Raw genomic sequence first — 25,204 nt, forward strand, 5'->3', positions numbered from 1 at the left:
ACTTTGGACCAGAAGCCGTCCGATACTTCCCATGCTTTTGTCGTTGCCATACTCGCCTCCATTATCTGATAGGATAATATGGCATATTATTTTTAATTTTCAACTCCTATTTAGGGATAAGCTCTAAATCCGGCAGGCCGATCACTATTACCAATCCCGAAATGACCCGTTTTATGATGACGCTGGATGATGCCGTCAATCTGGTCATCTACGCCTGGCGGCACGGCGATAACGGAGATCTCTTCGTGCAGAAAGCCCCGGCCGCGACGTTGGCCACGCTGGCGCAGGCGCTTAAGGAGCTCTATCAATCCGATTCCGAAGTGCGGATTATCGGCACCCGGCACGGGGAAAAATTATATGAGACGCTGGTCACGCGCGAGGAGATGGCAAAATCCGAGGATATGGGAGATTACTTCCGGATTCCGTGCGATACCCGGGATTTGAATTATGACAGATATTTCGAGGTCGGATCGGAAAAAATCAACGAGGTCGAAACCTACCATTCCCACAACACGCGGCGTCTGGATGTCGCGGGCATGAAGGAACTGTTGAAAAAAATGAAACTGATCCGGCAGGATCTGGGGTTGGGCGATGGCGGCTGTTAAAATAGTGGAAGGTGAAATTTTCCGCGATGCGCGGGGCCGGATTTCCAGTCTGAACGACTTTCGGTTTCCCGGCGTGGAACGTTTTTATTTCATTCATCATCCTGATATCACGATAATCCGCGGCTGGCATGGGCACCGGTTTGAAAAAAAATGGTTTTACTGCGTCAAAGGTGCATTCACGCTCGGCCTGGTGGAAATCGACGACTGGGAGACGCCGTCACGCGGGCTCAGGCCGGAATTATATCACCTGAGCGAGCAGAAGAGCGAAATCATCTGCGTCCCCGAAGGCTATGCCAACTGCATCAGGGCCGAACAGCCGGACTCGGTGCTGCTGGTGTTTTCCGGAAAAATCTTGAGCGAAGCCCAGGCGGACAGCTGGCGTTATCCTGCTGACTACTGGTTCGATTGGAGCGCCGTAAAATGATTCGAGTCGGTATTACCGGTCAGCCCGGTTTTGTGGGGTCCCATCTTTATAATCTGCTGGGAACCATGCCTGAGGAGTTTGAGCGGATTCCCTGGGAAGACGCTTTTTTCGCCGATCCCGCCGGCCTGCGTGAATTTGTGCGCAGCTGTGATGCGATTGTACATCTGGCGGCAATGAACCGCCATCCGGACCCGGGAGTGATTTATGACACGAATGTCCGTCTGGTCAGGCAGCTGATTGATGCGATGGAGGCGGAAAAGGTCACGCCGCACGTGCTGTTTTCCAGCTCGATTCAGGAGGAACGCAACAACCCCTACGGCGACAGCAAAAAGGAGGGCCGCCGGCTTTTCCAGGAGTGGGCGGAGCGTACCGGAGGGCAATTTACGGGGTGCATAATCCCCAATGTTTTCGGTCCTTACGGCCGCCCCCATTACAATTCAGTCGCGGCGACGTTCTGTCATAAACTGATCCGCGGAGAGGAGCCGGAAATTCAGGTCGACAATTCAATCAAGCTGATTTATGTCGGAGATCTCTGCCGTGAATTTCTCAAATGCATCCGCTCGGGAGCGGGAGTCAATCCGTATCCGGTTCCGTGGCGGGATGAGCGCAGGGTTTCCGAACTGCTGGCGACCTTTCAGCGCTTTCGGAGCCTCTACTGCGAACAGGGGGTGATTCCGGAACTCCCCACCCGATTTGATATCCAGCTGTTCAACACGTTCTGCGGCTACATCGATTATGCCCGGTTTTATCCGTTCGCCCTGAAAAAGAACAGCGACGAACGGGGAATGTTTGTCGAAACCGTGAAGCTGGACCGCATCGGCGGGCAGGTTTCATTTTCAACCACACGTCCCGGAGTCACCCGGGGAAATCACTATCACACGCGTAAGATCGAGCGGTTCGCCGTCATCCGCGGGAAAGCGCGGATTGAACTGCGCCGGGTCGGAACCGCCGAAAAGCTTGCGTTTGAACTCGACGGAGAGCATCCGGCATTCGTGGATATGCCGGTATGGTACACGCACAACATCACCAACATTGGAACAGACGAACTTTATACGATTTTCTGGATCAATGAGTTTTATGATTCTGACGATCCCGATACTTACTTTGAGAGGGTATGAAAATGACCGAGTCCAAATTGAAAGTCATGACGATTGTCGGAACCCGTCCCGAAATCATCCGCCTGGCGGCGGTTGTCAAGCTGCTGGACAGGCATGTGAATCACAAAATGATTCACACTGGCCAGAACTACGATTACGAACTCAACCAGGTTTTTTTCGATGATCTGGGCCTGCGCAGGCCCGACTATTATCTGGGGGTGGACACCTCCAGCCTGGGGCATGTCCTGGGCGAGACCCTGATCAAAGTCGAGGCAATCTTCCATGAGGAAAAACCGGATGCCGTACTGATTCTGGGCGATACCAACGCCGCCGTTGCGGGAATCATGGCCCGGCGGATGAAAATTCCGATCTACCACATGGAGGCCGGAAACCGGTCGTATGATTTTAATGTTCCCGAGGAAATCAACCGGCGGATCATCGATCATATCGCGGATTTCAACCTGGTCTACACCGAGAATTCCCGCCGGCATCTTCTGGCCGAAGGGCTGCCGCAGCGCCAGATCTACGTCACCGGCAGTCCGATGTACGAGGTGCTGAATCAGTATCGGAATAAAATTCAGCAGTCGAAGATTCTTCAGACCTTGGGGCTGGAAAAGAACCGTTACTTCATTGTCAGCTGCCATCGGGAAGAAAACGTCGATTATCCCGGCAATCTGCGCAAGATCATCCTGTTTCTGAATATGATTGCGGAGAAATACGACATGCCGGTGGTCGTCTCGACTCATCCGCGTACCCGCAAGCGGATCGAAGCTCTGGGCGATGTCAGGATCGACTCGCGGATTCAATGGCTGAAGCCGTTCGGGTTCTTCGATTACAACGCATTGCAGCTCAATGCCAAATGCGCGATTTCCGATTCCGGCACAATCAGCGAGGAATCAAGCATGATGAATTTTCCTGCGATCACGATCCGGCAGGCGCTGGAGCGCCCCGAGGCGCTGGATGCGGGAACCATCATTCTGACCGGACTGGACCCGGAAACCGTATTGAATTCCATTGACGTCGTGCTGGCGGAATTTCGGGAAAACGGCGGCAAATACGATAAAATCTGTCCGGAATACCAGGTGTCGAACACCTCATGGCGGGTTTTGAAATTGATTCTCGGCACGGCTAAACTGGCTAATCGCTGGGAAGGCGTCGAATTAAAGCATTGAGTCGTCTATGAAGATTCTGATTCTGACGGAACGCTTCTTCCCGGAAGAGTTTCTGATCAATGATCTGGCGGCGGAGTGGCGGAGCGCCGGCCATGAAGTGGAGGTGCTGACTCAGGTTCCGAGTTATCCCGGGGACCGGATTTTCAGCGGCTACCGCAATCGGTTGTTCCAGACGACCCGGGAATTTCACGAGATCCCGGTACACCGGGTGCGGACCGTGCTCGGATACAATACCGGGGGCGTGAAGCGCAAGATCGTCAATTACCTGAGTTTCGCCTTCTGGACCTCGTTGTGGGCGCTGGCGAACGGCTGGCGCTGCGACCGGGTGTTCGCTTATCATACCGGGCCGCTATCCATGGCCAGCGCGGGGATGATATTCCGCTTTGTCTGGTGGCGGAAGTGCATGATCTGGACGCAGGATGTCTGGCCGGACACAGTCTACAGCTACGGCATCAGGCCGACGCTGCCGATGCGGTTGTTCCTGAATCTCGTGGTCCGGAGCATTTACACGGCATTCCGGACAATCACGGTGTCGTGCCCGGGATTCGTCGGAAAGCTGAAACCCTATACCCGGAAGAAAGTTGTATTCCTTCCGCAGTGGACGACCCATGACACGCCGCTGCCGCCGCGCCGTGCCGACGGGAAGAAAATCTTCACGTTTGCCGGCAACATCGGTTCAGTCCAGAATCTGGACAAGGTCATTGACGCTTTCGGAAAGCGGAACCGCGCCGATGCCGAACTGCGCATCGTCGGCGGCGGAATTTATCTGGACCGCCTGCAGAAACAGGCGGTTGACAACGGCTTTCGCAACATCGTTTTCACCGGGCGGCGTCCCAGTGAGGAGATGCCGGAATATTTTGCGGAATCCGATGTGCTGATCATCTCGCTGAAGCCGGAATTTGATCTGACGATTCCGGCCAAGTTTCAAGCTTACATCGCGGCCGGCCGGCCGATTCTGGGGCTGGTCCGCGGCGATACGGCTGACCTGATCCGGCAGCATGATCTTGGTCTGGTCGCAGACCCGGCGGATGAAGCGGCGATCGGCCGTGCGTTCGACGCGATGTGCGAGGCTCCGGCCGCCAGATTCGCGGACTGGCGTGAACATGCGCTGGCGTTGTCCCGCGATGAATTCTCCCGGGAAAAAACGATTCGCAACATGACAAATCTATTGGTTCATTGACAATACGGCAGGAAAGAGAATGAAACGAGTTCTGGTAACCGGCGGCAGCGGCTTTTTGGGCAGCTTTCTTTGTGAAAAACTTTTGGAACAGGGCAACGAGGTGATTTGCGTCGATAACTTTTATACCGGTGCGAAACGCAATATCTATCATCTGCTGGATGATTCCAGATTCGAGATGATCCGGCATGATGTGACGTTTCCGCTGTATGTGGAGTGCGATGAAATCTACAATCTGGCCTGTCCGGCATCGCCGATTCATTATCAGCGCGACCCGGTGCAGACCGTAAAGACGTGCGTACACGGCGCAATCAACATGCTGGGACTGGCCAAGCGGCTCAACGCGGGGATTCTTCAGGCTTCAACCAGCGAGGTTTACGGCGATCCCGCCGTGCATCCGCAGGAGGAAAGTTATTGGGGAAATGTAAATCCGATCGGGATTCGCTCGTGCTATGATGAAGGGAAGCGCTGTGCGGAGACGCTTTTCAACTGTTATCGGATGCAGTGCGGTTTGAGGACGAAATTGATCCGGATTTTCAATACTTACGGTCCGCGGATGCATCCGAACGACGGTCGCGTGGTGAGCAATTTCATTTTGCAGGCACTGCAGGGGAAAGACATCACCATCTACGGGGACGGCAGTCAGACCCGGAGCTTCTGTTATCGGGATGACCTGATTGACGGAATGATGCGGATGATGGCGACTCCGGACGAAGTGGCCGGCCCGATCAACATCGGCAATCCGGAGGAGTTCACGATTCTGCAGCTGGCGGAGACCATAATCGAGCTCACGGATTCGAAGTCGGAAATCGTTCGCCGGCCGCTTCCGGCCGACGATCCCAGGCAGCGCAGACCGGATATCGCCAGAGCGCGGGAACTGCTCCGCTGGCAGCCGTCCACGCCGCTTCGGGAGGGATTGAGCAGGACGATCGCATATTTTGACGAATTGCTCAGAAGTGATCGTGCGTTCTGCATGGGACAGTGAGAAAAACACGGTGGAAAGCATTCTTCGCGCCGGTGCCGGATGTCTTCGGCGGCAACTCGGCTGCGGAGATCAGAAAGGCGCTTCTGCCGACGGCGGTTGCACTGCCGCAGTTTGCATGTTATATTGTCGAGAAGCGCGGATGCGCGATCGAGCGGCCGCGCAATCCGGCCGGAAGTGTGACTGTGGGGTAAAAACGTGAAAAGAGCATTGATTACGGGCATAACGGGTCAGGACGGTTCCTATCTGACCGAGCTGCTGCTGGAGAAGGGGTACGAGGTGCACGGCATCATCCGGCGTGCGAGCAGCTTCAACACGGGGCGGATCGACCATCTGTACCGCGATCCGCATCTGGACGGAGTACGGCTGTTCCTTCACTACGGAGACCTGACCGATTCGTCGAACCTGAACCGGCTGGTCGAAAAGATCGCTCCGGATGAGGTGTACAATCTCGGTGCGCAGAGTCACGTGCGGGTGAGCTTCGAGGTTCCGGAGTACACGGCGGAGACTGACGCATTGGGGACTTTGCGGCTGCTGGACGCGATCCGGGAAACCGGGGTGCCCGCCCGCTTCTATCAGGCGTCTACTTCGGAGCTTTACGGAAAAGTCGCGGAAGTGCCGCAGACGGAAGAGACTCCGTTTCATCCGCGCAGTCCGTATGCGGTTGCGAAACTGTACGGCTTCTGGATCACGAAGAATTACCGGGAAGCGTACAATCTTCACGCCAGCAACGGGATACTGTTCAATCACGAGTCTCCGCGGCGGGGCGAGACCTTCGTGACGCGCAAGATCACGATGGCGGCGGCGCGGATTCACCGCGGATTGCAGGAGTGCTTCTATATGGGCAATATCGATGCCTGCCGCGACTGGGGGTATGCTCCGGATTATGTCCGGACGATGTGGCTGATGCTGCAGCAGGAAACCTCTGACGATTATGTGGTTGCGACCGGCGAAATGCATACGGTCCGGGAATTTATCGAGAGAAGTTTTGCATATCTCGGCCGTCCGCTCGAGTGGCGCGGCGAGGGTGTTGACGAAACCGGCATCGACACGACGACCGGAAAAACGGTGGTCCGGATCGATCCGCGCTACTTTCGTCCGGCCGAAGTCGAGCAGCTGCTCGGCAATCCTGCCAAGGCGAAGGAGAAGCTCGGCTGGAGGCCGGAGGTGAAGTTCGAGGAACTGGTCAAGATCATGGTGGACGGAGATTTACGGCTGCTGAACCAGCCCGGCTACGAGATCGGGTTCTGAACATGATCGACAAAAACGCGAAAATTTTCATCTGCGGCCACCGCGGCATGGTCGGCAGCGCCTGCGTGCGGAAGTTTGAAAAAGAGGGCTACTCGAACATTCTGAAACGCGCCCGCGCCGAACTCGACCTGCGCAATCAGCTTGCGGTGAAGGAGTTCTTCGATGCCGAACAGCCGGATTACGTGATTCTGGCCGGGGCGAAGGTCGGCGGAATCATGGCGAATAAGACGCATTGCGCGGAATTCCTGCTTGAGAACCTCGAGATCCAGAACAATGTGATCATGCAGAGTTACCTGCACGGAGTCAGGAAGTTCTGCTTTCTCGGCTCGAGCTGCATCTATCCGTGCCGTGCGCCGCAGCCGATCAGAGAGGAGTATCTGCTGACCGGGCCGCTGGAGCCGACCAACGAAGGTTACGCGCTGGCCAAGATCGCCGGGTACAAGCTCTGCCTCTATTTGAGCCGGCAGTACGGCTGGAACACGGTGAGCCTGATGCCGTGCAACCTCTACGGAACCAACGACAACTACGATCCGGAGAACAGCCATGTGTTCCCGGCGTTCGTGCGGCGTTTCGTGACGGCGGCGCGCGAAAACAAGACAGAAGAGGTGCTCTGGGGAACCGGTTCGCCGCTGCGGGAGTTCCTGCACGTGGACGACGTGGCGAACGCGGTCTACTTCTTCCTGCAGAACCACAACGACCCGGAGGTCGTCAACATCGGCAGCGGCAGCGACATCACCATCAGGGAGCTGGCCGGAAAGATCGCCGCTGCGGCGGGATTCAGAGGAGAAATCAGGTGGGACGCCTCCAGACCCGACGGCATGTACCGCAAACTCATGGATTCGAGCAAAGCGAGAAAACTTGGATGGAAGCCAGAGATTACGCTCGATGAAGGGATTGAACGGACTGTGCGGGAGTATGCCGATCTGAAATTGTCATGAATATGGCTTGTCGCCGGGAATTTAAAGGATGCAGAAGAAGCTGTCCGGGACTGACGGGATTCGAGACAAGGCGAATCGTTATCCGAAATGCGAAATTTCGGCAATCGGATTCGTTTTGGCATCACTTCGCGTCAATCACCGGATCGGCATGCTTCGCCCGGCTGCGAGCCGGGGACGGACGATCGTTTTTTTATGATTCTGATGGAAGGTACGCCGTTGAAACGATTTCTGGCAGCGGTGCGGAAACGGTGTGATTTCTTTCGCGTTTCCGGCTCCGGCCGGTGCGACGGGCGGCCCTGTTCTTCGAGCATGCCGTATTGTCCGTATGGGCGGGAGAAGTCGTGTCCGCCGTTTCCCGCAAAAGAAGAAAATGGCGATATGAATGCGGATGTGAAGGGAAAGAAGTCCTGGTGATCATGCCGTTTGGGCTTCCTGTCCGTTCCCGGGAATTCGTGCTGTATCCTCCGCCGGCTGCCGTTTGTCGGTGCAGCTGCGCGCCTGAGGCATGGCCGAAGAAGAGCGACAATCGTAAGGGAAGCGGTAATAACCGGTTCCATTCCGCTGCTTCTCTCCGGCGGCCGGGGCGCGTCATCCCGGGCCCCGGACCGGCAGAGAGCCGGAGCCGACGTCGGCTCCGGCCGCTTTTATACGCCTCCTACGCCTTCAGAGAGTTGAAGTAACCGAGGTAGTCCCGGTTCGCTTCGAACATCTCGTTGACCATGGCACGGGTCTCCGCCAGCGAAAGCACCGCGCTGGTCAGCGGATCGAACATGACCGCCTGGAAGATCATGTGCGGGTCCTTCGCAAAGAAACCTTCGATGGCGAGCTCTTCACACCGCGCACTGATGTTGTTGAGCAGCGCAAGCTGCGGCGGCAGCGCCCCGACACGGCAGATCCGCAGCTCGTCGCGGGAAGCCGCCACCGGAACCTCCACGCAGCAGCCGTGCGGCAGATTGTCGATCAGGTTGAAGTTGCGGACATTCCCGTTGAATTCGTACCGCGTATTGTCGCCGAACACCGCGTTGAAAATGTTGCTCGCATATTCGTTGCCGCGCGCCAGCTCGACCGGTTTCGCCAGCTCCTCCTGCGTCAGCTCCTTCCATCTGGCCTGGCGCTCTTCGTAGTTCTTGACGATATAGGCGTATTCGCCCGGATTCCAGCCGGTCCCGTGCGTACAGTACTTTTCGATCAGGTCCGGGCGCTTGCGGAACCAGGCGTTGTATTCGGAGTTGTGTCCGCTCGACTCGGTCACGTAGTAATCGAGCGCGAGGAACATCTCGTTGCGCACGATCTCCTCGTTGTAGACCTCCTTGCGGGCGGTGATCGCCTCGCGGATCAGCGGATATGCGTCCTTGCCGTTCCACTTGTATTCGAGGTAGAAGGCCTGATGGTTGATTCCGGCGCAGGTGTAGGTGATCTCTTCGACCGGGGCGCCGATCCACTTCGCCAGCATTCCGGCCGTTCCCTGCACGGAGTGACAGAGCCCGGTAATGCGCAGTTCGGGGTAGGCGCTCTGCATGCCGCGGCAGAGCATCGCCATCGGGTTCGTGTAGTTCAGCACGATCGCGTTCGGGCAGCACTCGCGGATGTCTTTGCAGATGTCCAGCATGACCGGCAGCGTGCGCAGCGTCCGGAAAATGCCGGAGGGGCCGCGCGTGTCGCCGACGTTGATGTCGACGTTGTACTTTTTCGGAATCTCAATGTCGGTGCGGAAGACCGGAAAGCCGCCCTGCAGGATCGTGATGATCACCCCGTCGGCATCCTTCAGCGCTTCGCGGCGGTCGAAGGTCGCTTCGATCTTCGCCGGATATTTGCCGGCTTCGACGATCTGTTCGACGGCGGTTCTGACGAAGCCGAGCTTTTCGGCATCGATATCCATCAGCGCCAGCGTCGCATCCCGGAAGGCCGGGAAAGAGAGGATGTCCCGAACCAGTCCGCGGGTGAAACCGAAACTGCCTGCCCCGATAAATGCGATCTTTTTGCCCATGACCTGCTTCCTGTTTTTTCGAGTTGAATAAGGGTTCCCTTCGCAAGCGGCGCAAGGCGCCTTTGAAAAAGTTAGCCCCTCTCGGGGAATAGTCAAGGACGGGAATGTGATTTTTCCGGCAGATTCTTCGACTCCGGGCGCAAAGCGGGCCGTTCTCCGGAACGTTTTCCGGGAAACGGCCCGTTGTGCGGTGCTGCCGCCGGGCTCAGAAGAACGTGACGGCGAGCGGGTTGTTCCCGACGCTGAGCGTCAGCAGCAGGTCGCCGCCGTCCGGACGGGACGGCACGTCAAAGCACTTGCCGCTGACCAGGTCGGTGCCGACGGTTCTGCCCGCGCTGCCGGCCTTGCCCCGGACGCGGATTTCGGCGGTCCGGTTCGCAAATTCGCCGGAATACTGCTGACCGGACCAGACCGCGAGGCGCAGCCCGCCGTTCGTGGCGAAAAGATGCGCATGCAGCGAATTGTCGGCTTTGAGCAGGACCCTGCCGTTCCCTTCCCAGTCGAGCAGATGCTCGCGTTTCGCGGCGCGCTGGAGCGGCTGTTCCTCGATCTTCAGCAGCCGGTCGAGTTCGGGCCGGTACCGGACGCCGTCAAAGAGCGTCGCAAGGTTCTGCACCGCGAAATAGGCGGCTTTCGGGGAGAGGTCCGCGCGCAGCAGCCCGAAATTCGCTTCGGGGTCGAACGGTTTCCCTCCGAAGTCGTCGACGCCGTCGTACTGCAGGACGGCTTTGACCGCCGGCAGCGTGAAGCACTGCAGGAAACGCCGCGCGATGTAGGCCGCCTGCGCCTCCTCCGTATAGGCCGCGAAGCCGTACTGCTCGCGTTCGCGCCGCCCGTCGTAAACGTAGGTCGTATACCCGAATTCGGTGAAGTAGAGCGACAGATCGCGGCGGTTCATCGTTTCGAACTGTTCGCGGTAGGCCGCGACGACTTCCGGCAGCGTGAGCTCCGAACCGCCCGCCTTAACGCCGTCGCGTCCTTCGAACGGAGTCCCGAACATCAGCCGTTCCGGCGGGAGCATGTTCGCGTACGGGTGGTCCGCGATGCCGTCGAGGTGTTCCGACACCCCGGACTGAAGATAGCGGATGTTCGCCGCGGTCACGCAGCCGCCGCCGATGATTTCGGCCTGCGGCGCGAGTTCGTGGATCAGGTCTGCCGCGGCTTTCGCGTATTTCGCATGTTCGAGCAGCCAGGGAGAGGTCGAATTGTCCGGCTGCCGGGCGTTCCAGGTGCCGCCGAAGCGGGGAATCCAGCCGCCGAAGTTGTGCGGTTCGTTGCCGATCTCGTAGACGGCGACATCGTCGCGGGTGTCGCTGACGAGTCCGCGCACACCTTCGAGAAAAGAATCAAGCGTCTGGTCGGCCATGGTCGGGATGATCGCGATGACGCGGAAGCCGTGCTTCTTCGCCGCCTTCAGCCGGGCCAGCTGCTCGGGGGCGGCTCCGGGCGTTCCGTCCGGGCGGCGCGGCTGGAAATCGTCGCGGATGTATTTGATTCCGGCCTCGGAGAGCAGCTTCATGATCCGTTCGTAGTCGTGCCAGACCGCGAAATCGCCGGCCGGCTGCGGCGCGAAGTTGAAGTGCACACCGCAGCCGATGATCGACTGCCGGACTTCGGCGGAGGTCAGGCGGCGGCTCCAATCCGGCGAATCCGCGCCGCGCAGCAGCGTCGCGCCGCCGGCGACCGTCCTGCCGTCCTGCTCGAGCGTGATGCCGATCCGGTAGGTGTTGAAGGCATTTCCGCCGAGAACGAGCGGTGGCGCGTATTCGTATTCGGCGCTCTCCCCCGGCTTCACCTCGTACCGGACGACCTTGTCGCGGAACATGTCGGGGAAGGCGACGGCCAGCCGCGTGCCGGGACGGACCGTTCCGGCCGCCGTCACGGCGAGTTTGAGTTTCGGGTTCGTGCCGTTCGTCCAGTTGCCGGAGATGTCGCAGCCGAAGGCGGAGAACCGGAACGCTTCGCCGCGGAACGGCTTTCCGTTGATGAACGGCGCTTCGGCTTCTACTGCGTCGATCCGGAGTGCGGCCGAGCGGTCGGGGCCGCGGTTCACGATGAGCAGGATCTCTTTCAGCGGCAGGAGCGGAGCGGCGGCGGACGGCTCCTTGCCGCCCCACTTCTCCGGCCACTCGCCGTTTGCGAGGTCGAGCGTCAGGGTTCCGTGCGTATCGGCCGCCAGCCGGGTGCGGGCGGTCTGGAAACTCCGGTCCGAAGCGTCGACCACACGGATTTGCGCTTCCAGCTCCCGGTCCGGCACGACCCGGAAACGGAGTTTTTCGATTCCGGGCGGCAGTTCGGGCTTGTAGACGCCGGCGGCGTACCGGCTGTCCTCCGCGAACTCGGCGCGGATCGTCACTTTGCCGGCGGCCGGATCGACCGCGGTTTCTCCGCTCGCTCCCGGGAATTCGGCTCCGGGGTTGAAGCTCCAGTTCGCGGCCGAGGCGGCCGGGTCGAAGATCGCGCTGCCGCCGCGAAGGCAGAGGCCGGCGGCGGAGACGGCCGCGATCAGGGTCAGTCTGAGAATAGATTTCACGATAAATCTCTTTCCCGCCTGAACATTACTGAATATCATAACCGATGCGCGGATCGAACGAGTTGCCGAAGGGGAACCAGTTCAGGTCGTAAGTTCCGCCGCCGGTGACGACCAGCGGGGCGGCATGCAGGTCCGCGAAGACCGAGTTGAACAGGACGCGCGCGATATACGGCTGCCCCTCTTTGGCCGCCTGGATATCGGTCCCGTCATGGCGCGCCCGCGTGTCGTACATGATCATCTGGCGGGACGGCAGCCGATACTGGCCGAGCATGGTGCCGCGCATGGCGTTCACATTGTTTCGCATGGTCAGCCAGCGCAGCCGGTAGCTCGTGTCGTACCAGTAGGCGTCTTCGAGCTTTGCCGGATACGGTTCGCGCCGGCCGTCGATGCTCGGGTTGTCCATGTCGCTCGGGCAGACGCAGCAGGCGAAGCCGCCGGTGTAGGGCTTGAAAAGGAGCGGCCAGCTCAGGATTTTGCTGCCGGCGACCGCGTCCGGAATCTCCGCGCGGTTCGGCAGGAAGTCCCGGTTGTCCTGTACGTACAGCCCGATTGTCTGTCCGTGCTGCTTCAGGTTGCTGATGCAGTTGACCGCATGCGCCCGGCTGCGCGCTTTGTTCAGCGCCGGCAGCAGCATCGCGGCCAGGATGGCGATGATCGCGATGACCACCAGTAATTCGATCAGGGTGAAACGGTTGGTTTTCATGAGTCAGATCCTTTCGTCGGGAGTGATTTGGTTTACGGAGTCGCGTTCGATGATGCGCATCGGGATTTCGGTTTTGAAAAACGGCGTTTTTTTGTCGAGGACGTCGGCGAGGCCGGTGAACGCCGCTTCGACTTCCGCCTCGAGATCGGCGCAGACGGCGGTCAGGGCCGGGTGATAATAACGGCCGATCTGCTCGGTCGAATGGGCCATGATACTGATGTCGCGCGGCAGTTCACAGCCGAACTCCCGCAGGGCCGACATGATGCCCGGCACGCTTTCCCCGGCCACCGCATAGACGGCGGTGAAGCCGGGCTGTCCGTCGTTCTCCTCCAGATAACGCTTCATGCCGAGGTAGGCCTTGTGCTGTGCGAATTCGCCGCTGACGGTCATGCAGTCGATATGAATCAGTTGAATGCCGAAGAGATCGGCGATGCGGCGGAATGTGGCGATGCGTTTTTCGGCCGGGAGCGTGTGGGGCTCGCTCTGCACGAGGGCGATCCGCCGGTGTCCGTGCCGGTAGAGGTAGTCGCAGCCGAGAATCGCGCCGTCGCCGTCGGCCGATCTGACGTTGCTGATTGCGAAGCTGCCGGTGTCGACGTTCAGCAGCACGGCCGGAATCGGCAGGGAGCCGAGCCACATCATGTCCTCGAGCGTCACGGTCGTGCTCGGCATCTGGATGATGGCGGCGTCGTACCCGGCGGTGTCGATCGACGAAACCGGGTCGCGGTCCGGCGTCAGCATGATTTTGCACAGTTGCCAGTTTTTGTGTGTTTCCGTGTAGCGGCTGGCGCGCATGCTCCACTCCTGGGTCAGTTCGCTCGGCCAGTCCGGCACGGCCAGCAGCACTTTGCGCGCATTCGGGCGGCGGGTCACGCTGCTGAAGATTCCGACCTGCGGCACCCGGTCGATCAGCCGGTTCGCTTCGAGGCGTTCAAGCACTTCGTCGAGCACGCCGCGGTGGCATTTGAACTTGTCCATCAGCTTCCGGACCGAATAAAATTTGGCGCCGGTCGGGAAGTTGTCGAGTTCCCGGTCCAGCGTCCGGTAAAGCTCTTCCACTTGCGGTTCGAGTTTCATTCCGATGTTTCTCCGTTTGGGGTTACGATTATATTTTACCGGATTTGCACAGTGTGCACAATAGCTGTGCGTAACTTTTTGCACAATTTGTCAGGTCCGGCCGTACACCGCGGGCGGCGGAGGCGGGGAGGCGGCCGGAGACGGGCCGGATTCCCGGTTTTTTCCGGGACCGGGTTGATTTCCGGCTTCCGGCGGAGTAATGTATGGGAAGTGATCCGGGAGGAATTTTGAAAAAAGAGTTTACACTGGTCGAACTGCTGGTGGTGATCGCCGTCATTGCGGTTCTGGTTTCGATGCTGCTGCCGGCGCTGGCGCGGGTGCGGGCGCGGACCAGTTCGACGAATTGCGTCAGCAATCTGCGGCAGATCGGTGCGGCCATGCAGAGCTACGCGGTCGACTGTGACTATTTTCCGGGCGCGTACCTCTCCGGCAGCGGCGCGCACTGGTACGAACAGCTGAAGGGGTATCTGCCGGATCATACCCGGGTCTACCGCTGCCCGTCCGAGCCGGAGCTGAAGGCGTACGGCGCGCGCGATGTGCTCATCAGCTACGGGGTCAACTCCTGCAATTTTTCAGAGCCGTACGATTCGAAGTATCCGTACCGCTTCTGGAACCCGATCAGGACTTCGCTGATCCGGCACGCCTCGCGTACGGTCATCATGGCGGATACGCCGGGCGGAACCTACTATTTCGGCAGCGTCCGCGATTTCAGAAGCAATCTTTCCGCGCGCCACCCGGGCGGAAGTTTCAATGCGCTCTTCTGCGACGGGCACGCCGCAAATCTCCGTGCTGCCGGCGCGGAGCCGCGTTTGTTCGACGCCGCCGGAATCGGCATCCCCGGGGAGTGAACCAGACAACATCGAGCATATCATGTCCTTTTATAGAATCACAAGTCATAAGTCTCTGCATTTCACAACATTGCATAATTACGGATGCACGTTTCGCTGCTGCTTCTGCAGCTATAGGCTGAGAAGCGGCGCGGACGGTGCGCCGGGACTTTCGTACCCGCCTCCGAAGCGCTTTCTCTCCGTCGCCGAGATCGAAGCGGCGTTGCGGAAGGCCGCGCCGGAGAAGGTCTATTTCATGGGCGGCGAGCCGACCACGGCGAAGGAGCTGCCGGAACTGCTCGCGTTTGCGAAGCGGGAGCTCGGTGCCGTGACGCGGCTCGGGCATACCAACGGCAGCCGCCTGCCGCTGCCGGATCTCGACGGCGCGAATGTCGGCTTCAAGGCGTGGAGCGATGATCTTCACCGCCGGATTACCGGGCGCGAAAAGGCGCTGATCTACGACAATTTTTCCGCCGCCTGCGATGCCGGGCTGGATATGGCGGCCAACATGGTTTTCGTTCCGGGGCTGGTCGGGCTTGCGGAGTTCGAAGGGCTTATGAAGTTCCTGAGCCGTATCGGCTGCGACATCCCGTTTCACATCATGGGGTATATCCCCGTGCCCGGCCAGCCTTACCGCCGTCCCGGCGACGCCGAGATGGATGAAGTGCTCGCGCTCTGCCGCAGTTACCTGAAGAGGGTCGATTCCTCCCACCTGACTTCGGAGGAAGCGCTGGACCTGAAGCGCCGCGACCACCGTTTTCAGGTCGAAACGATCGCGGGCGAAACGGAGTAGGTATCCATACCGGCCGGAGCGCCGGGAGCATTCGATTGGCGAGCCTCCTCCGCATTTTCATTTCCATTCCCCCCCGGACCTGCGGCCGATGCCGTGCTCCGTCGGGATGGAAGTGCAACGCCGGGAAACTGAAGAGAGAAAATTAGAAGGAGCCAAAGGGGATTGGCGCACCCTTTGGCCCTTTATATAATCTCTCTGGAGTCAGAGAAGCTCACTTATATTATACTCGATAAAATATGAAAATGCAAGTTTTGCACGTGTTTTTATTGGTCTTCAAATAATTTTCGAATGTTTTGCCCGGTCTTTCAGCCGGTAATTCCGGTTTCCGGCCCGCTGCTATGCGCTTCGCCCTGACCAGGGCGAAGCGCTGTCGGCGAAGCCCTGTGATCTGCTTCGTCTCCCCCGTGCCTTACAGCGGACGCCATTCGCGGCTGTCGGCGAAAAGCAGGCGGCCGGCGCGTTCAGGGCCGTCGGAGCCGGGCGCATAGGTTTCGAGCGGCAGCTTCGACCAGTTTTCGAGGAGCGGGGTGAAGAGCCGCCAGCTTTCGGCGATGCTGTCGCTGCGGATGAACAGCGTCTGGTCGCCGAGCATGGCGTCGAGCAGGAGCCGCTCGTAGGCGTCGAAGCCCTCGCCGCCGGGGAGGTCGCTGTAACGGAAGCTCAGCGTGAGGCCCCCCATGCAGAGCTTCGGACCCGGCTGCTTGGCCTGGATGGTCAGCTCCATGCCTTCGTCTGGCTGTACGTTCAGCACCAGAGTGTCCGGCTGCATGTCGCGGGCGCGGATCGGGGTGAAAATCGAGTGCGGAATCGACTTGAAGACAATGGCGATTTCGCTCTTCCGCGCCCCGAGTTTCTTGCCGGAGCGCAGGTAGAACGGCACGCCGGCCCAGCGCCAGTTCGCGATTTCGAGTTTGGCGGCGACGTAGGTTTCGGTCTCCGACTCCGGCGAGACGCCGGGCTCGGCGCGGTAACCGTCGTACTGGCCGCGGACTACGACCCTGTCGAGCTCCGAGAGGTCGAACGGGCGGATCGATTTGATGAGCTTGACCTTTTCGTCGCGCACGTCGTCGGGGGAGAAGCTGGCGGGCATCTCCATGGCGGCCAGGGAGAGCATTTCCAGCATGTGGTTCTGGAACATGTCGCGCAGGAGCCCGGCCTGTTCGTAATACCCGGCGCGCCCTTCGACGCCGAGCGTCTCCGAGACGGTGAGCTGGACGGAGTCGATGTACTGGCTGTTCCAGATCGGCTCGAAGATCAGGTTCGCAAAGCGCAGCATGAGGATGTTCTGCACCGTGTCCTTGCCGAGATAGTGGTCGATGCGGTAGATCTGATCCTCCCGCATATGGGAGTGCAGGTCGCGGTCGAGCGCCTCGGCGGACTCGAAATCGCGGCCGAACGGCTTTTCGAGGACGACGTGCCGCCACGGCGCATCCTCTCCGTCGCCCTCCGTCAGCATTCCGGTTTCGGAGAGCTTGTCGATGATCGCCGGGTAAAGCGAGGCGGGCATCGCGAGATAGAACGTCCGGTTGGCGGGGAGGTCGCTTTTCGCCTCGAGCTTGTCGAGGAACCGGTCGAGCCGGCGATAGAAATCGAGATCCGGGTAGTCGCCGGCGATGTAGTGGATCTTGGCGAGAAACGCGTTGCGCTGTTCATCCGTTCCGGCAGTCAGGAACGGGCGCAGGTGGTCACGGAAGCCGTCGTCGCTGTAAGAGGTCCGCGCGCAGCCGACGATGCGCGAATCCTCGTGCAGCAGCCCGCGCCGGAACAGGTGGTAGAGCGCCGGAAAAAGTTTCCGCTTGGCAAGGTCGCCCGAAGCGCCGAAGATGACGAGCGACCCCGGGGCCGGATGGATTTCCACACAGAAATTGCTGCGGTAATAACTGACGTCTGGCATGATTTTTCTCTCCTCCTCTATTTCTCCACGGGCTCCATTCCGGCATCTTTCACAAGGTCGCGGAAGTCCGCTTTCTCCATTTCCGCCAGGAATTTCCGGGCGGTTTCGCCCGGAATTTTCGCGGCCAGCACCGCGCGTTTCACGGCGAGCGGGTAGGTTGCTTCCCGGACGCTTTTCAAGGTCGGTGCGACGCCGTCCACGGCGAGCATCTTCACCTGCACCGGGGCGCTCGACAGATAGACTCCGAATCCGATCGCGGCCGGGTCCGCGCCGGTCATCAGCACGACTTCGGGGGTCGATTTCAGCAGGGTCGTCTCCTCCGCCAGTTTCGAGCCGCGCAGCAGGAAATCGGCCATCAGCTCCGCACCGGGCTTGCCCGGCCGGATTCCGTAGCGTTTGATGTCCGCCGCGAGGAAGCTGTAATCCTGCCAGCGCGGCTTTTTGTCGGTGAAAATATCGCGCAGCTGGTCGCTTTTGGCCCCCTCGAGCGTATTGGCGACATTCACGTAAAAGGCGAGAGCGCGGACGCCGTAGACCTTGCGCGTTCCCTTGAAATCGGCCGGAATGGCCGGGACATCCATGATGACGAGGTCGAACCGGCCGCCCGCGAGACCAGCGAGCGCCTGCGCCTTGCCGCTGCGTTCGTATTTGACCGGTACGGACGGGTCCGACAGCGCCTGCCGCAACGCGAGCTGCCGCACCGGAATGTCGCCGTGTCCGGTCGCGTCGGCGATGCGCAGCTCGGCCGCCGCGATGGAGGCGGCGGCCAGAATGACGGCCAGAATCGGCATCAGTTTCATTTACCGGAGCCTCCGAAATGTTTTTTCACGACATCGTAGGCGAGTTTCGGCCGCCGGTACTCGTCGAGCGTGCCTTTGTTGTTGAAGGCGCGCGGGCGCCCGAGCACGCCGCCTGCCGCGTAGGTCCGCCCGTCGGCGAACTGCCAGAGCGCGAGGCCGGTCAGCCGCTTCTTCCGCCTGAAATAGGCGCAGACGGCATCAAGATAGTCGGCCTGATACTCTTCGCTCCAGATCCCGGCCACCCGGTCCCGCCAGCCGTAGATCGCGCCGGCGCCGATTTCGCTCAGAATGAGCGGCTTGTCGCGCAGCTCCTTCGTATTGAGGCGGGCGAGCACTTCGTCGAGCGTCGGGGCGATCCGGTCGAGCGGACGCGGGTCGGCGGTGTTGTCTCCCTCGTACCAGCCCGGATAGAGGTTGAAACTGACGACGTCGAACACATCGAGCGCGATCGACGTCCGGATATGCATCGAGGCGCTGGTGACGGGGCGGCTGCGGTCGACGGCACGGACTGCGGCGGCGAGTTCGCGCAGCAGCGACGCGCCGACCTCCTTGTCGTCGCCGCTCTCGTTCATGAATCCCCAGAGGATGACCGACGGGTGGTTGATGCTCGCCTTGACCATATTGACCGTCTGCTCGACCTGGAGCCGGCGGAATTTCGGGTCGCTCTGGACTTCGACGCTGTCGCCCCAGCCGAGCGACTCCTCCCAGACCAGAAAACCGAGCTGGTCGCAGAGGTCGAGAAAGCGCTGGCTCTGCGGATAGTGGCAGCCGCGGATGAAGTTGCAGCCGAGATCGCGCAGGATTTGCAGGTCCTCGATCCAGAGTTCGTCCGGCATGGCCGGGCCGAATTGCGGATGCGCGTCGTGGCGGTTGTAGCCGCGCAGGCGGAGCGGCTGACCGTTCAGCAGCAGTTCGCCCTTTTCGCAGCGGATGGTGCGCAGGCCGAAACGCTCGATGACGGTATCGCTTCCGGTTTTCAGCGTGATGAGGTGCAGATTCGGGCTGTCCGGACTCCAGAGCGCGGGGGAGGGGACCTTCGCTTCGAACGAGAACTCCTCCCCGTTGAAAACGGCATCGACCTTCTTCGGCGCGGCGCCGTCGAATCCGGCCGAAATCTCCGCGAAGCCGCCGCCGAGCGTGCCGGAAACCAGAACGCGCCCCGACAGGTCGAGCGTTTCGACCCGGACCCGCCCGAAGCGTGCTTTTTCCGGCAGAGTTTCGAGCTCGACCGAGCGGTAGATGCCGCCGTAGCCGTAGAAGTCGTAGAAATGGTGGAAGAGGGGGGTATCCGCGAAATCGAGCCGGTTGTCGATCAGGATGACGAGTTCATGCCGGGAGCTGCTGCCGGAGTCGAATTCATACTCCTGAAGCGAATACGGCAGTTCGTTGAGCCCGATCTCGCGCCCGTCCCAGAGGATGCGGCCGCGCAGCCCGAGTGCGCCGATCCGGAGCCGGAGCCGGACGCCGGCCGGAGCTTCCACGCTGCGGCGGTAGACGCCGACTCCGCGCCGGCCCGCATATTTCGGCGCCGCGTCGAAACAGCCGGGCACGGCCGCGAGTTCGCGGCAGGCGATGCCTTTCGGATTGACCGATTCGAGCTTCGGTGCGTCGGAGCCGAGGAATGAAAAATCCCAGATCCCGTCAAGTGATTGCGTATTCCGTTCCGGATAAATCGGATAAGCGTACATTTCCTCTCCCTGCCTCTATCTTGGTTCGCGTCATGTCGATATGCGGATTTAAGATACATCCGGAAAACGGGATTGCAAGGAGAAAACCCGATTCTTCCATTCTGACGCCATCGCGGCCGCATGGAGACGCGACGGTCCGGATCGCGGCAGACCGGATTTTTCTGTGCTGAACACTCCGGGCGAGTTCCGTCAGCCCGTTTCCCCGCGCGCCTCCGATGAGTGGAAATGCCGCATGCCAGTGGCTCCAGGAGTCGTAAGTTCCGAAAAAGAACTTCATGCTCAGTTCGTCCGAAAGCCCGAGAAACATTTCGACCAGATCCGCCGCGGGCCGGTAACAGTTCTGACGCCGCATCAATACTTCCGAAGGATAGGTCAGCCACTGTTTGAGACCGCACCGGGTCATGATCACGGTGTCGATTCCGAGGCAGAGAGCGCCGTCACAATACAGCCCGCCGCACCATGCAGCCGGATGATGACGGAAGTGCGCCGCACGAGCAGCGGCAGGGTTCCCGATTGTTTCAGTTCCGTGAGCCGCTCCGAAAGCTGCGCAAGGGGATCGTTGGCAGCTTCGAAGACGTCGAGGGGCTGCTGTTTCACCACGAAAGCCGAATGCGGGGCCCGCGAAAAGCGGAACAGACCGTCCCAATTCTGGAGGGAGGCGTAAGCGCCGATCAGCGGTCCGCCCTCGGCCCGGTGACGGTTGGGGCAGACGTAATTGAATTCGGTCACGGTGAACGGCTTTCCGAAAATCAGCGTCGGCATCATTTCGCGCGGCACCGGCGCGAGCTGCCGGACGGCGCACTGCTGATGATAGCGGTACCTTCTTCAAATGATGATTTGTCATGTTTCCTTTGGCTGCGGCAATGTTGAACGGCCCAATGATCAGTTGACAAATCAGGCGGAACCCGACTGCGGTCAGAGGGGCCCCGCATTTCAGAAAAAACAGGCGTGTTTCCTTTTCCCGCTTGAATTCCCGGCCCGGCCATACTACATTCTTTTGAACAGTCATCCGGCGGCGGCGGAAGAGAGATCAGAACGCCGCCGGAATGGGGGAGAGCCATGGATGTAAAAGTCATCTCCAAATACCGGTTGGGGGAAGCGATGGAACTGGGATTCCCCTTTTCCATCTTCCGCTGGACCCATGCGCCCGGCGACCTCCCGGAGGTTCTCTTCCGCCGTAATTTCTGGAAACTGGTTTACGTGATTGCCGGAAAGGGAAGCATTGAAATCAACGGACATGAATATCTCCTGTCGCCGGGCACGGTTCTGTTCATTCATCCCGAGTCGGAGACCCGCTACCGGCTGGCGGAAACAAAGCTGGAGATATGCAACCTCTGCTTTCTGCCGGAACTGATCGAAGACCGGCTGGAGAAACTCCGGGATCCCTCCGGTTTCTTCTCCATCCTCCGCCCCGGTTCCTCCGCGCCGCCGGAGGCGGTCCGGAATCTCTGCGTCCAGAGCGCTCCGCCTTCCGTCGCCGGGCTCTTCCGCAAAATGGAACGGGAGTACCGTTCCGGCCGGAACAACTGCCGGGAAATGCTCCGTACCCAGCTCATCGAACTTCTGCTGCTTCTGGAACGGAACGCCTGCCGACTCCGGAACAGGCGGCGCTCCGGCGGCCCGGAGCCGGCCCGGACCGTGCTGGCCTATCTCGCGGAACATCTGGAAAGCGGCGTCGATTATGAAGAGCTCACGCTCCTGACCGGGCTCTCGCGCTCCCGGCTCGGAGTCCTGTTCCGCCGGGAGACGGGGGAAAACATCTCATCCGCCTACCTGAGGCTCCGGCTGAAGCGGGCAAAGGAACTGCTGGCCGGGGAGGAGGAGTTTTCCATCCCGGAACTCTGCCGCCGCTGCGGCTTCCGCGACATCAGCTATTTCTACCGCCGGTTCCGCCGGGAATTCGGGACCTCTCCCCGGCGGACGGCAGGCCGGTGAAGCGTTTTCGCTTTTCCGACTGTTTTCCCGGATTCCATCGCATCCGAACAAAAAAGCCAAGACTTTCGCTCTTTTTTTTGTCATAATAAGTACAAGTGGAATTTCAGCCGATGAAAAGGAGCGTTTTTATGTACGGAGATTTTCAGTTGCGCGATCTCACGTTCGAGATCAGCGGCAAGCCGTTTCTGAACGACAGTGAAGAAGAGATGCGCCGGGTGGCCCGGACCCTGTTCCGGCAATGGCGGCGGCTGGCCGGGCGGTCCGGGCGGATATCCATCCTGCTGTGGATTGCCGACGGCAGCGAAATTCTCGAATACACCGGCAACCCGGCCGACACCTTCGAGTGGGGCTATTGGCAGGGGATCGCCAATCCGATGCCGATGCCGGAGAATCCGTCGCCGGAGGCTTTCCACAACTACAATTTCGTCCCGTTCCGCTACCGCGAGGATGCCGCGCCGCGCACTTACGGCTGGCTGAAGCGGCTGATTCAGGTTCTGCGGGAGGTCGGCACAACCGAATGCGGCGGGAAACCGATCCGCATCGGAGCCGCCTTCGACAACGGCCCGGAATTTTCCGTGTCCGATTTCAAATACCGCCGCCACCGTGAAATCGCGCAGGCGCATTCGATCTATCCGAACAGCTTCGTCACCTGCGACTCCGTGCTGCACGCCGACCCGAAACCTTATGCGGGATTTCCGGAGGGAATCCCCGAAGGAACCGGCATCGGAACCTTTCTCGGCCGCCAGTATGCCGCTCTTGCCCGCGACTTCGGGTTCGATTACCTCTGGCTCTCCAACGGAATGGGGTTCGGCACGGAGACGTGGGGAGTCACGGGAGCACTCTTCGACCAGCACGCCTTCTATCCGGAGAAGATTCCGGAAGCCTCCGCCAGAATGCTGAAGTTCTGGCAGGAGCTCCTCGCCGAGCTCCCGGGTGCGGTACTGGAGACCCGCGGCAGCAATTTTCCGGCGGGTGTGGAGATTGCCACTGATGCCGCGCCGCTCGGCTTCCTCTACGGAACCGGAGTCATCGCTCCGCCGGTCAACTCCCCGATGGCGGCGATCGACTTCAACACCGGCCTCGCCATCGCAAGCTGGATGAGCCATATCGCCGAACTGCCCGGCCGGGATTATGCGTTCCGCTACTACATCCACGACCCCTGGTTTCTGAACAGCCCGTGGCTCGACCGCTACGGCCGCAATCCGTGGGACCTCTACCCGGTGATGACCGTGTCGCGCATGAACGGAGCCGGGGAAGTCGAACCGCCCTCCCGGCTGGCTCTTCTCACCTGCGACGACTCTTACGGCGGTATGCCGGAACAGGTTCCGGACGAGGTGATCCCCCATGTGATCGAGGCTTTTTCCTCCACGCCGGACCGGAGCGGCCCGCTGCTCTGGGTCTACCCTTTCGCCGAATACAGCCGGATGCGGGATCTGCCGCGCACCTTCAACGAGGATATGTTCATCGCGGCGGCGATTCAGGATGGGTTGCCGCTCAATACGGTTATCAGCACCGGGAACTTCCGGCGCGTGGCTGCGAAGCATCCGGAGAAACTGACGGGAACCATACCGGTCGTCCCGGTGACGGCGCTGCTGGAGGAGGATATCGCCGAACTCCTGTTCTCCTTCGCCGGGCGCGGCAATTTCATCCTCGTCTACGGCAGCGGAGCCGGAATCCCGGAACGGCTGGCGGAGCGGATCGGATTCCGCCGGGCCGCGCCGCAGCGGGGAGCCGCCCGGGCGGAATTGTTTCTGCCGGGGGACCGGACCTCCTTCTCCGACCGTCTTTTCCTGCACGAACAGTTTTCCGGCGGTCCGGCGGTGGAGGAGGCGCTGTCGGAGACGAGGATCGCGGCGCAGGCCCGTTTTGCCGGAGGAACGCGGCTGCTGGCGGGGCGGAACGGCTCCATCCTGTTCGTCCGTTCCCTGCTGCCTGTGGAGGAGGAGTACCTGCCGGAGAATCCCACCGTGTTCCGGAAGCGCCATCTGAACTGTGCGCCGCCGGACCGGATGTTCCCGTCGGCGCGGCTGATCCGCTGGAGTCTGGCGGAGGCCGGCTGGGAGCTGCGCGCCGTTCCGTCCGCTCCCCGGCAGATGCCGCCCCGGCTCTGCATCGCGCGGCGCGACGATGCCTTCCTCTTCTGCGGCTACACGCCGGACACCACCGTCCCCCTGGAGATCCGCACGCCGCTCGGGGTCCCGGTCCCGCCGGAGCAGGAGCTCCTGCTGAAGTCGGGAGCCGGAATCTGGCACACAGCCAAGGCATTCCGGTTCGAGATCCGCGTTTTCGTGCGCCAGGAGGCGGAGGGCGTGATATCCGGGAAGACCATGTATCCTCTGCTGCCGGGAATGACGCCGCCGATCGAGGTCCGCAACCTGCACAACGCCGAAGTCCGCTGTCTGGTGCCTCCGGGCTCCTCCGGCTGGGAGGTCCGCCGGGGAAGAACGCATCTGCCGTTCGAATGGGAGGAGACGCCGTACGGCCGCTGCCTGCTGGTCCGCGATATCTCAGAGCAGGTCAGCTTTTCATGGAAGAATCAACGGAAAGGGAATGAAGCATGAGAAAACGGAAATTTACCTTGATCGAACTTCTGGTTGTGATTGCGATCATCACAATTCTTGCCGCGATGCTGCTCCCGGCGCTGAACAACGCGCGAAGCCGGGCGCGGGCAACCGGCTGTCAGAACAATCAGAGGCAGGTCCTCTCCGCCTTCCTGCAATATTCCTCCGATTACAACGACTGGATCGCGGGGGGCAGGCCGGGAGCGGCCTACACGGTGAGCTATGCGGCGATCCTGCTCAACGATGCCAATTACAACAGGGATGCAAGTCCGGCTTACCTCTCCACGGACAAGGTCCTGCACTGTCCCTCCGACACGTTGAAGATCAACGGCGGCGACGTCAACAGGGAGTTCAAAAGAGGCGTCTACGGAGTGTGGAGCAACACACTGGCCGCCGTCAGCGCCTACGATCCCACTGTCCCCCGGGGCCTGATGGGCGGATACTTTTACCGGACCGGAGGATCGAATGAGTTCATCGGCTACCGGGTAACCCGGATGAAGGTTCCGTCCGGAACGCTCCTGCTGGCCGACTCCTTACATCCTTCCTGGGGCGGCGGGGCGTGGTACTTTCTCAAAAATGTCGCCAGTGCCGCATCGCCGGTCGGCGCAGTGCTGCGCCACAACAGGAGCTGCACAACGGGTTACGCAGACGGCCATGTCGAATCACGGAACCATGCGGAACTGAGAAGCGGAACGACCGCCATTCAGAAGCTTTACCTCGATGATGCGGCGACCTCCTGGGCGGAAGCAATTTAAGGAAA

Annotated in this window: 23 protein-coding genes and 1 pseudogene; 15 read left to right on the top strand and 9 right to left on the bottom strand. The window is 60.4% G+C overall.

Features of this window, described 5'->3' with window-relative positions; translation table 11 throughout:
- Window positions 1-125: 125 nt before the first annotated feature.
- The 10 genes and pseudogenes from FYJ85_RS24340 to FYJ85_RS19465 form a co-directional block, all read left to right on the top strand.
- Window positions 126-605, top strand: a pseudogene (locus tag FYJ85_RS24340) (polysaccharide biosynthesis protein); the annotation flags it as partial.
- The gene (locus tag FYJ85_RS19425; RefSeq protein WP_154420348.1) at window positions 592-1,029 is read left to right on the top strand and encodes a WxcM-like domain-containing protein; all 438 of its coding nucleotides are present in this window, start codon (window positions 592-594) and stop codon (window positions 1,027-1,029) included. The pseudogene FYJ85_RS24340 and the gene FYJ85_RS19425, both read left to right, overlap by 14 nt.
- Entirely contained in the window at window positions 1,026-2,147 is a 1,122-nt protein-coding gene (locus tag FYJ85_RS19430; protein ID WP_106055065.1) for a polysaccharide biosynthesis C-terminal domain-containing protein, read from the top strand. Before FYJ85_RS19425 ends, FYJ85_RS19430 begins: the two co-directional genes overlap by 4 nt.
- Before the next feature lie 2 nt (window positions 2,148-2,149).
- Window positions 2,150-3,298 (top strand): non-hydrolyzing UDP-N-acetylglucosamine 2-epimerase, encoded by a 1,149-nt coding sequence (gene wecB / locus FYJ85_RS19435; protein WP_154420350.1) that lies wholly within the window; start codon window positions 2,150-2,152, stop codon window positions 3,296-3,298.
- A gap of 7 nt (window positions 3,299-3,305) precedes the next feature.
- Complete coding sequence (locus FYJ85_RS19440; protein ID WP_154420351.1) at window positions 3,306-4,478, top strand: glycosyltransferase family 4 protein; 1,173 nt, start codon at window positions 3,306-3,308, stop codon at window positions 4,476-4,478.
- A 19-nt stretch (window positions 4,479-4,497) separates the two neighbouring features.
- A complete protein-coding gene (locus FYJ85_RS19445) occupies window positions 4,498-5,460 on the top strand; it encodes a UDP-glucuronic acid decarboxylase family protein (protein WP_106055068.1) in 963 nt (320 codons plus the stop codon).
- Entirely contained in the window at window positions 5,457-5,651 is a 195-nt protein-coding gene (locus FYJ85_RS19450) for a hypothetical protein (RefSeq protein ID WP_106055069.1), read from the top strand. Before FYJ85_RS19445 ends, FYJ85_RS19450 begins: the two co-directional genes overlap by 4 nt.
- A 4-nt stretch (window positions 5,652-5,655) precedes the next feature.
- The gene (gene gmd / locus FYJ85_RS19455; RefSeq protein ID WP_177994640.1) at window positions 5,656-6,708 is read left to right on the top strand and encodes a GDP-mannose 4,6-dehydratase; all 1,053 of its coding nucleotides are present in this window, start codon (window positions 5,656-5,658) and stop codon (window positions 6,706-6,708) included.
- A 5-nt stretch (window positions 6,709-6,713) separates the two neighbouring features.
- Window positions 6,714-7,646, top strand: coding sequence for a GDP-L-fucose synthase family protein (locus FYJ85_RS19460; RefSeq protein ID WP_420856504.1), 933 nt, complete (start codon window positions 6,714-6,716; stop codon window positions 7,644-7,646).
- 28 nt (window positions 7,647-7,674) lie between these two features.
- Window positions 7,675-7,842, top strand: coding sequence for a hypothetical protein (locus tag FYJ85_RS19465; RefSeq protein WP_154420354.1), 168 nt, complete (start codon window positions 7,675-7,677; stop codon window positions 7,840-7,842).
- Between the two features lie 459 nt (window positions 7,843-8,301).
- On the opposite strand, the gene melA is transcribed toward FYJ85_RS19465, so the two are convergent.
- From melA to FYJ85_RS19485, 4 genes are all read right to left on the bottom strand, one after another.
- The gene (melA, locus tag FYJ85_RS19470; protein ID WP_154420355.1) at window positions 8,302-9,633 is read right to left on the bottom strand and encodes an alpha-galactosidase; all 1,332 of its coding nucleotides are present in this window, start codon (window positions 9,631-9,633) and stop codon (window positions 8,302-8,304) included.
- 205 nt (window positions 9,634-9,838) lie between these two features.
- Entirely contained in the window at window positions 9,839-12,166 is a 2,328-nt protein-coding gene (locus FYJ85_RS19475; protein ID WP_154420356.1) for a hypothetical protein, read from the bottom strand.
- A gap of 25 nt (window positions 12,167-12,191) precedes the next feature.
- Complete coding sequence (locus FYJ85_RS19480) at window positions 12,192-12,869, bottom strand: prepilin-type N-terminal cleavage/methylation domain-containing protein (RefSeq protein WP_106055073.1); 678 nt, start codon at window positions 12,867-12,869, stop codon at window positions 12,192-12,194.
- A 3-nt stretch (window positions 12,870-12,872) separates the two neighbouring features.
- A complete protein-coding gene (locus FYJ85_RS19485) occupies window positions 12,873-13,946 on the bottom strand; it encodes a substrate-binding domain-containing protein (protein ID WP_154420357.1) in 1,074 nt (357 codons plus the stop codon).
- Between the two features lie 227 nt (window positions 13,947-14,173).
- Between FYJ85_RS19485 and FYJ85_RS19495 the strand changes: the two genes are divergently transcribed.
- The gene (locus FYJ85_RS19495; protein WP_206213336.1) at window positions 14,174-14,794 is read left to right on the top strand and encodes a prepilin-type N-terminal cleavage/methylation domain-containing protein; all 621 of its coding nucleotides are present in this window, start codon (window positions 14,174-14,176) and stop codon (window positions 14,792-14,794) included.
- Between the two features lie 70 nt (window positions 14,795-14,864).
- Window positions 14,865-15,566: a radical SAM protein gene (locus FYJ85_RS19500; RefSeq protein WP_158704269.1), complete on the top strand. Its 702-nt coding sequence runs from the start codon at window positions 14,865-14,867 to the stop codon at window positions 15,564-15,566.
- A gap of 409 nt (window positions 15,567-15,975) precedes the next feature.
- On the opposite strand, the gene zwf is transcribed toward FYJ85_RS19500, so the two are convergent.
- Genes zwf through FYJ85_RS19525 form a run of 5 tightly spaced genes read right to left on the bottom strand, consistent with a single transcriptional unit; the run spans window position 15,976 to window position 20,713 of the window.
- A complete protein-coding gene (zwf, locus tag FYJ85_RS19505) occupies window positions 15,976-17,460 on the bottom strand; it encodes a glucose-6-phosphate dehydrogenase (RefSeq protein ID WP_106055076.1) in 1,485 nt (494 codons plus the stop codon).
- A 17-nt stretch (window positions 17,461-17,477) separates the two neighbouring features.
- On the bottom strand, window positions 17,478-18,260 hold the full coding sequence (locus FYJ85_RS19510; protein WP_154420359.1) for a substrate-binding domain-containing protein: 783 nt from the start codon (window positions 18,258-18,260) through the stop codon (window positions 17,478-17,480).
- Window positions 18,257-19,948 carry a glycoside hydrolase family 2 protein gene (locus FYJ85_RS19515; protein ID WP_106055078.1) on the bottom strand — a complete coding sequence of 564 codons (1,692 nt, stop codon included), beginning with the start codon at window positions 19,946-19,948 and terminating at the stop codon, window positions 18,257-18,259. Before FYJ85_RS19515 ends, FYJ85_RS19510 begins: the two co-directional genes overlap by 4 nt.
- Entirely contained in the window at window positions 19,902-20,351 is a 450-nt protein-coding gene (locus FYJ85_RS24490; protein ID WP_154420360.1) for an alpha-amylase family protein, read from the bottom strand. Before FYJ85_RS24490 ends, FYJ85_RS19515 begins: the two co-directional genes overlap by 47 nt.
- Before the next feature lie 2 nt (window positions 20,352-20,353).
- A complete protein-coding gene (locus tag FYJ85_RS19525; protein ID WP_154420361.1) occupies window positions 20,354-20,713 on the bottom strand; it encodes a hypothetical protein in 360 nt (119 codons plus the stop codon).
- A gap of 294 nt (window positions 20,714-21,007) precedes the next feature.
- Here FYJ85_RS19525 and FYJ85_RS19530 point away from each other — a divergent pair, with 294 nt between their 5' ends.
- The 3 genes from FYJ85_RS19530 to FYJ85_RS23350 all read left to right on the top strand — a co-directional run bounded on the left by FYJ85_RS19530 (window position 21,008) and on the right by FYJ85_RS23350 (window position 25,199).
- A complete protein-coding gene (locus FYJ85_RS19530) occupies window positions 21,008-21,883 on the top strand; it encodes an AraC family transcriptional regulator (protein ID WP_154420363.1) in 876 nt (291 codons plus the stop codon).
- Window positions 21,884-22,011: 128 nt separating this feature from the next.
- Complete coding sequence (locus FYJ85_RS19535) at window positions 22,012-24,444, top strand: hypothetical protein (protein ID WP_154420365.1); 2,433 nt, start codon at window positions 22,012-22,014, stop codon at window positions 24,442-24,444.
- Entirely contained in the window at window positions 24,441-25,199 is a 759-nt protein-coding gene (locus FYJ85_RS23350) for a type II secretion system protein (RefSeq protein ID WP_177995716.1), read from the top strand. Before FYJ85_RS19535 ends, FYJ85_RS23350 begins: the two co-directional genes overlap by 4 nt.
- The last annotated feature ends 5 nt before the right edge of the window (window positions 25,200-25,204 follow it).

This window comes from Victivallis lenta (genome assembly GCF_009695545.1).
In the GTDB taxonomy this organism is placed as follows: Bacteria; Verrucomicrobiota; Lentisphaeria; order Victivallales; family Victivallaceae; genus Victivallis; species Victivallis lenta.

Excerpts from the sequence above, each read along its gene's own strand:
- FYJ85_RS23350 (WP_177995716.1), top strand. The coding sequence starts at position 24,441 with ATGAGAAAACGGAAATTTACCTTGATCGAACTTCTGGTTGTGATTGCG.
- FYJ85_RS19480 (WP_106055073.1), bottom strand. The coding sequence starts at position 12,869 with ATGAAAACCAACCGTTTCACCCTGATCGAATTACTGGTGGTCATCGCG.
- FYJ85_RS19440 (WP_154420351.1), top strand. The coding sequence starts at position 3,306 with ATGAAGATTCTGATTCTGACGGAACGCTTCTTCCCGGAAGAGTTTCTG.
- FYJ85_RS19485 (WP_154420357.1), bottom strand. The coding sequence starts at position 13,946 with ATGAAACTCGAACCGCAAGTGGAAGAGCTTTACCGGACGCTGGACCGG.
- wecB (WP_154420350.1), top strand. The coding sequence starts at position 2,150 with ATGACCGAGTCCAAATTGAAAGTCATGACGATTGTCGGAACCCGTCCC.
- melA (WP_154420355.1), bottom strand. The coding sequence starts at position 9,633 with ATGGGCAAAAAGATCGCATTTATCGGGGCAGGCAGTTTCGGTTTCACC.
- FYJ85_RS19465 (WP_154420354.1), top strand. The coding sequence starts at position 7,675 with ATGCAGAAGAAGCTGTCCGGGACTGACGGGATTCGAGACAAGGCGAAT.
- FYJ85_RS19445 (WP_106055068.1), top strand. The coding sequence starts at position 4,498 with ATGAAACGAGTTCTGGTAACCGGCGGCAGCGGCTTTTTGGGCAGCTTT.
- FYJ85_RS19525 (WP_154420361.1), bottom strand. The coding sequence starts at position 20,713 with ATGATGCCGACGCTGATTTTCGGAAAGCCGTTCACCGTGACCGAATTC.
- FYJ85_RS19430 (WP_106055065.1), top strand. The coding sequence starts at position 1,026 with ATGATTCGAGTCGGTATTACCGGTCAGCCCGGTTTTGTGGGGTCCCAT.
- zwf (WP_106055076.1), bottom strand. The coding sequence starts at position 17,460 with ATGCCAGACGTCAGTTATTACCGCAGCAATTTCTGTGTGGAAATCCAT.
- FYJ85_RS19425 (WP_154420348.1), top strand. The coding sequence starts at position 592 with ATGGCGGCTGTTAAAATAGTGGAAGGTGAAATTTTCCGCGATGCGCGG.
- FYJ85_RS19515 (WP_106055078.1), bottom strand. The coding sequence starts at position 19,948 with ATGTACGCTTATCCGATTTATCCGGAACGGAATACGCAATCACTTGAC.
- FYJ85_RS19530 (WP_154420363.1), top strand. The coding sequence starts at position 21,008 with ATGGATGTAAAAGTCATCTCCAAATACCGGTTGGGGGAAGCGATGGAA.
- FYJ85_RS19535 (WP_154420365.1), top strand. The coding sequence starts at position 22,012 with ATGTACGGAGATTTTCAGTTGCGCGATCTCACGTTCGAGATCAGCGGC.
- FYJ85_RS19510 (WP_154420359.1), bottom strand. The coding sequence starts at position 18,260 with ATGAAACTGATGCCGATTCTGGCCGTCATTCTGGCCGCCGCCTCCATC.
- FYJ85_RS24490 (WP_154420360.1), bottom strand. The coding sequence starts at position 20,351 with ATGACCCGGTGCGGTCTCAAACAGTGGCTGACCTATCCTTCGGAAGTA.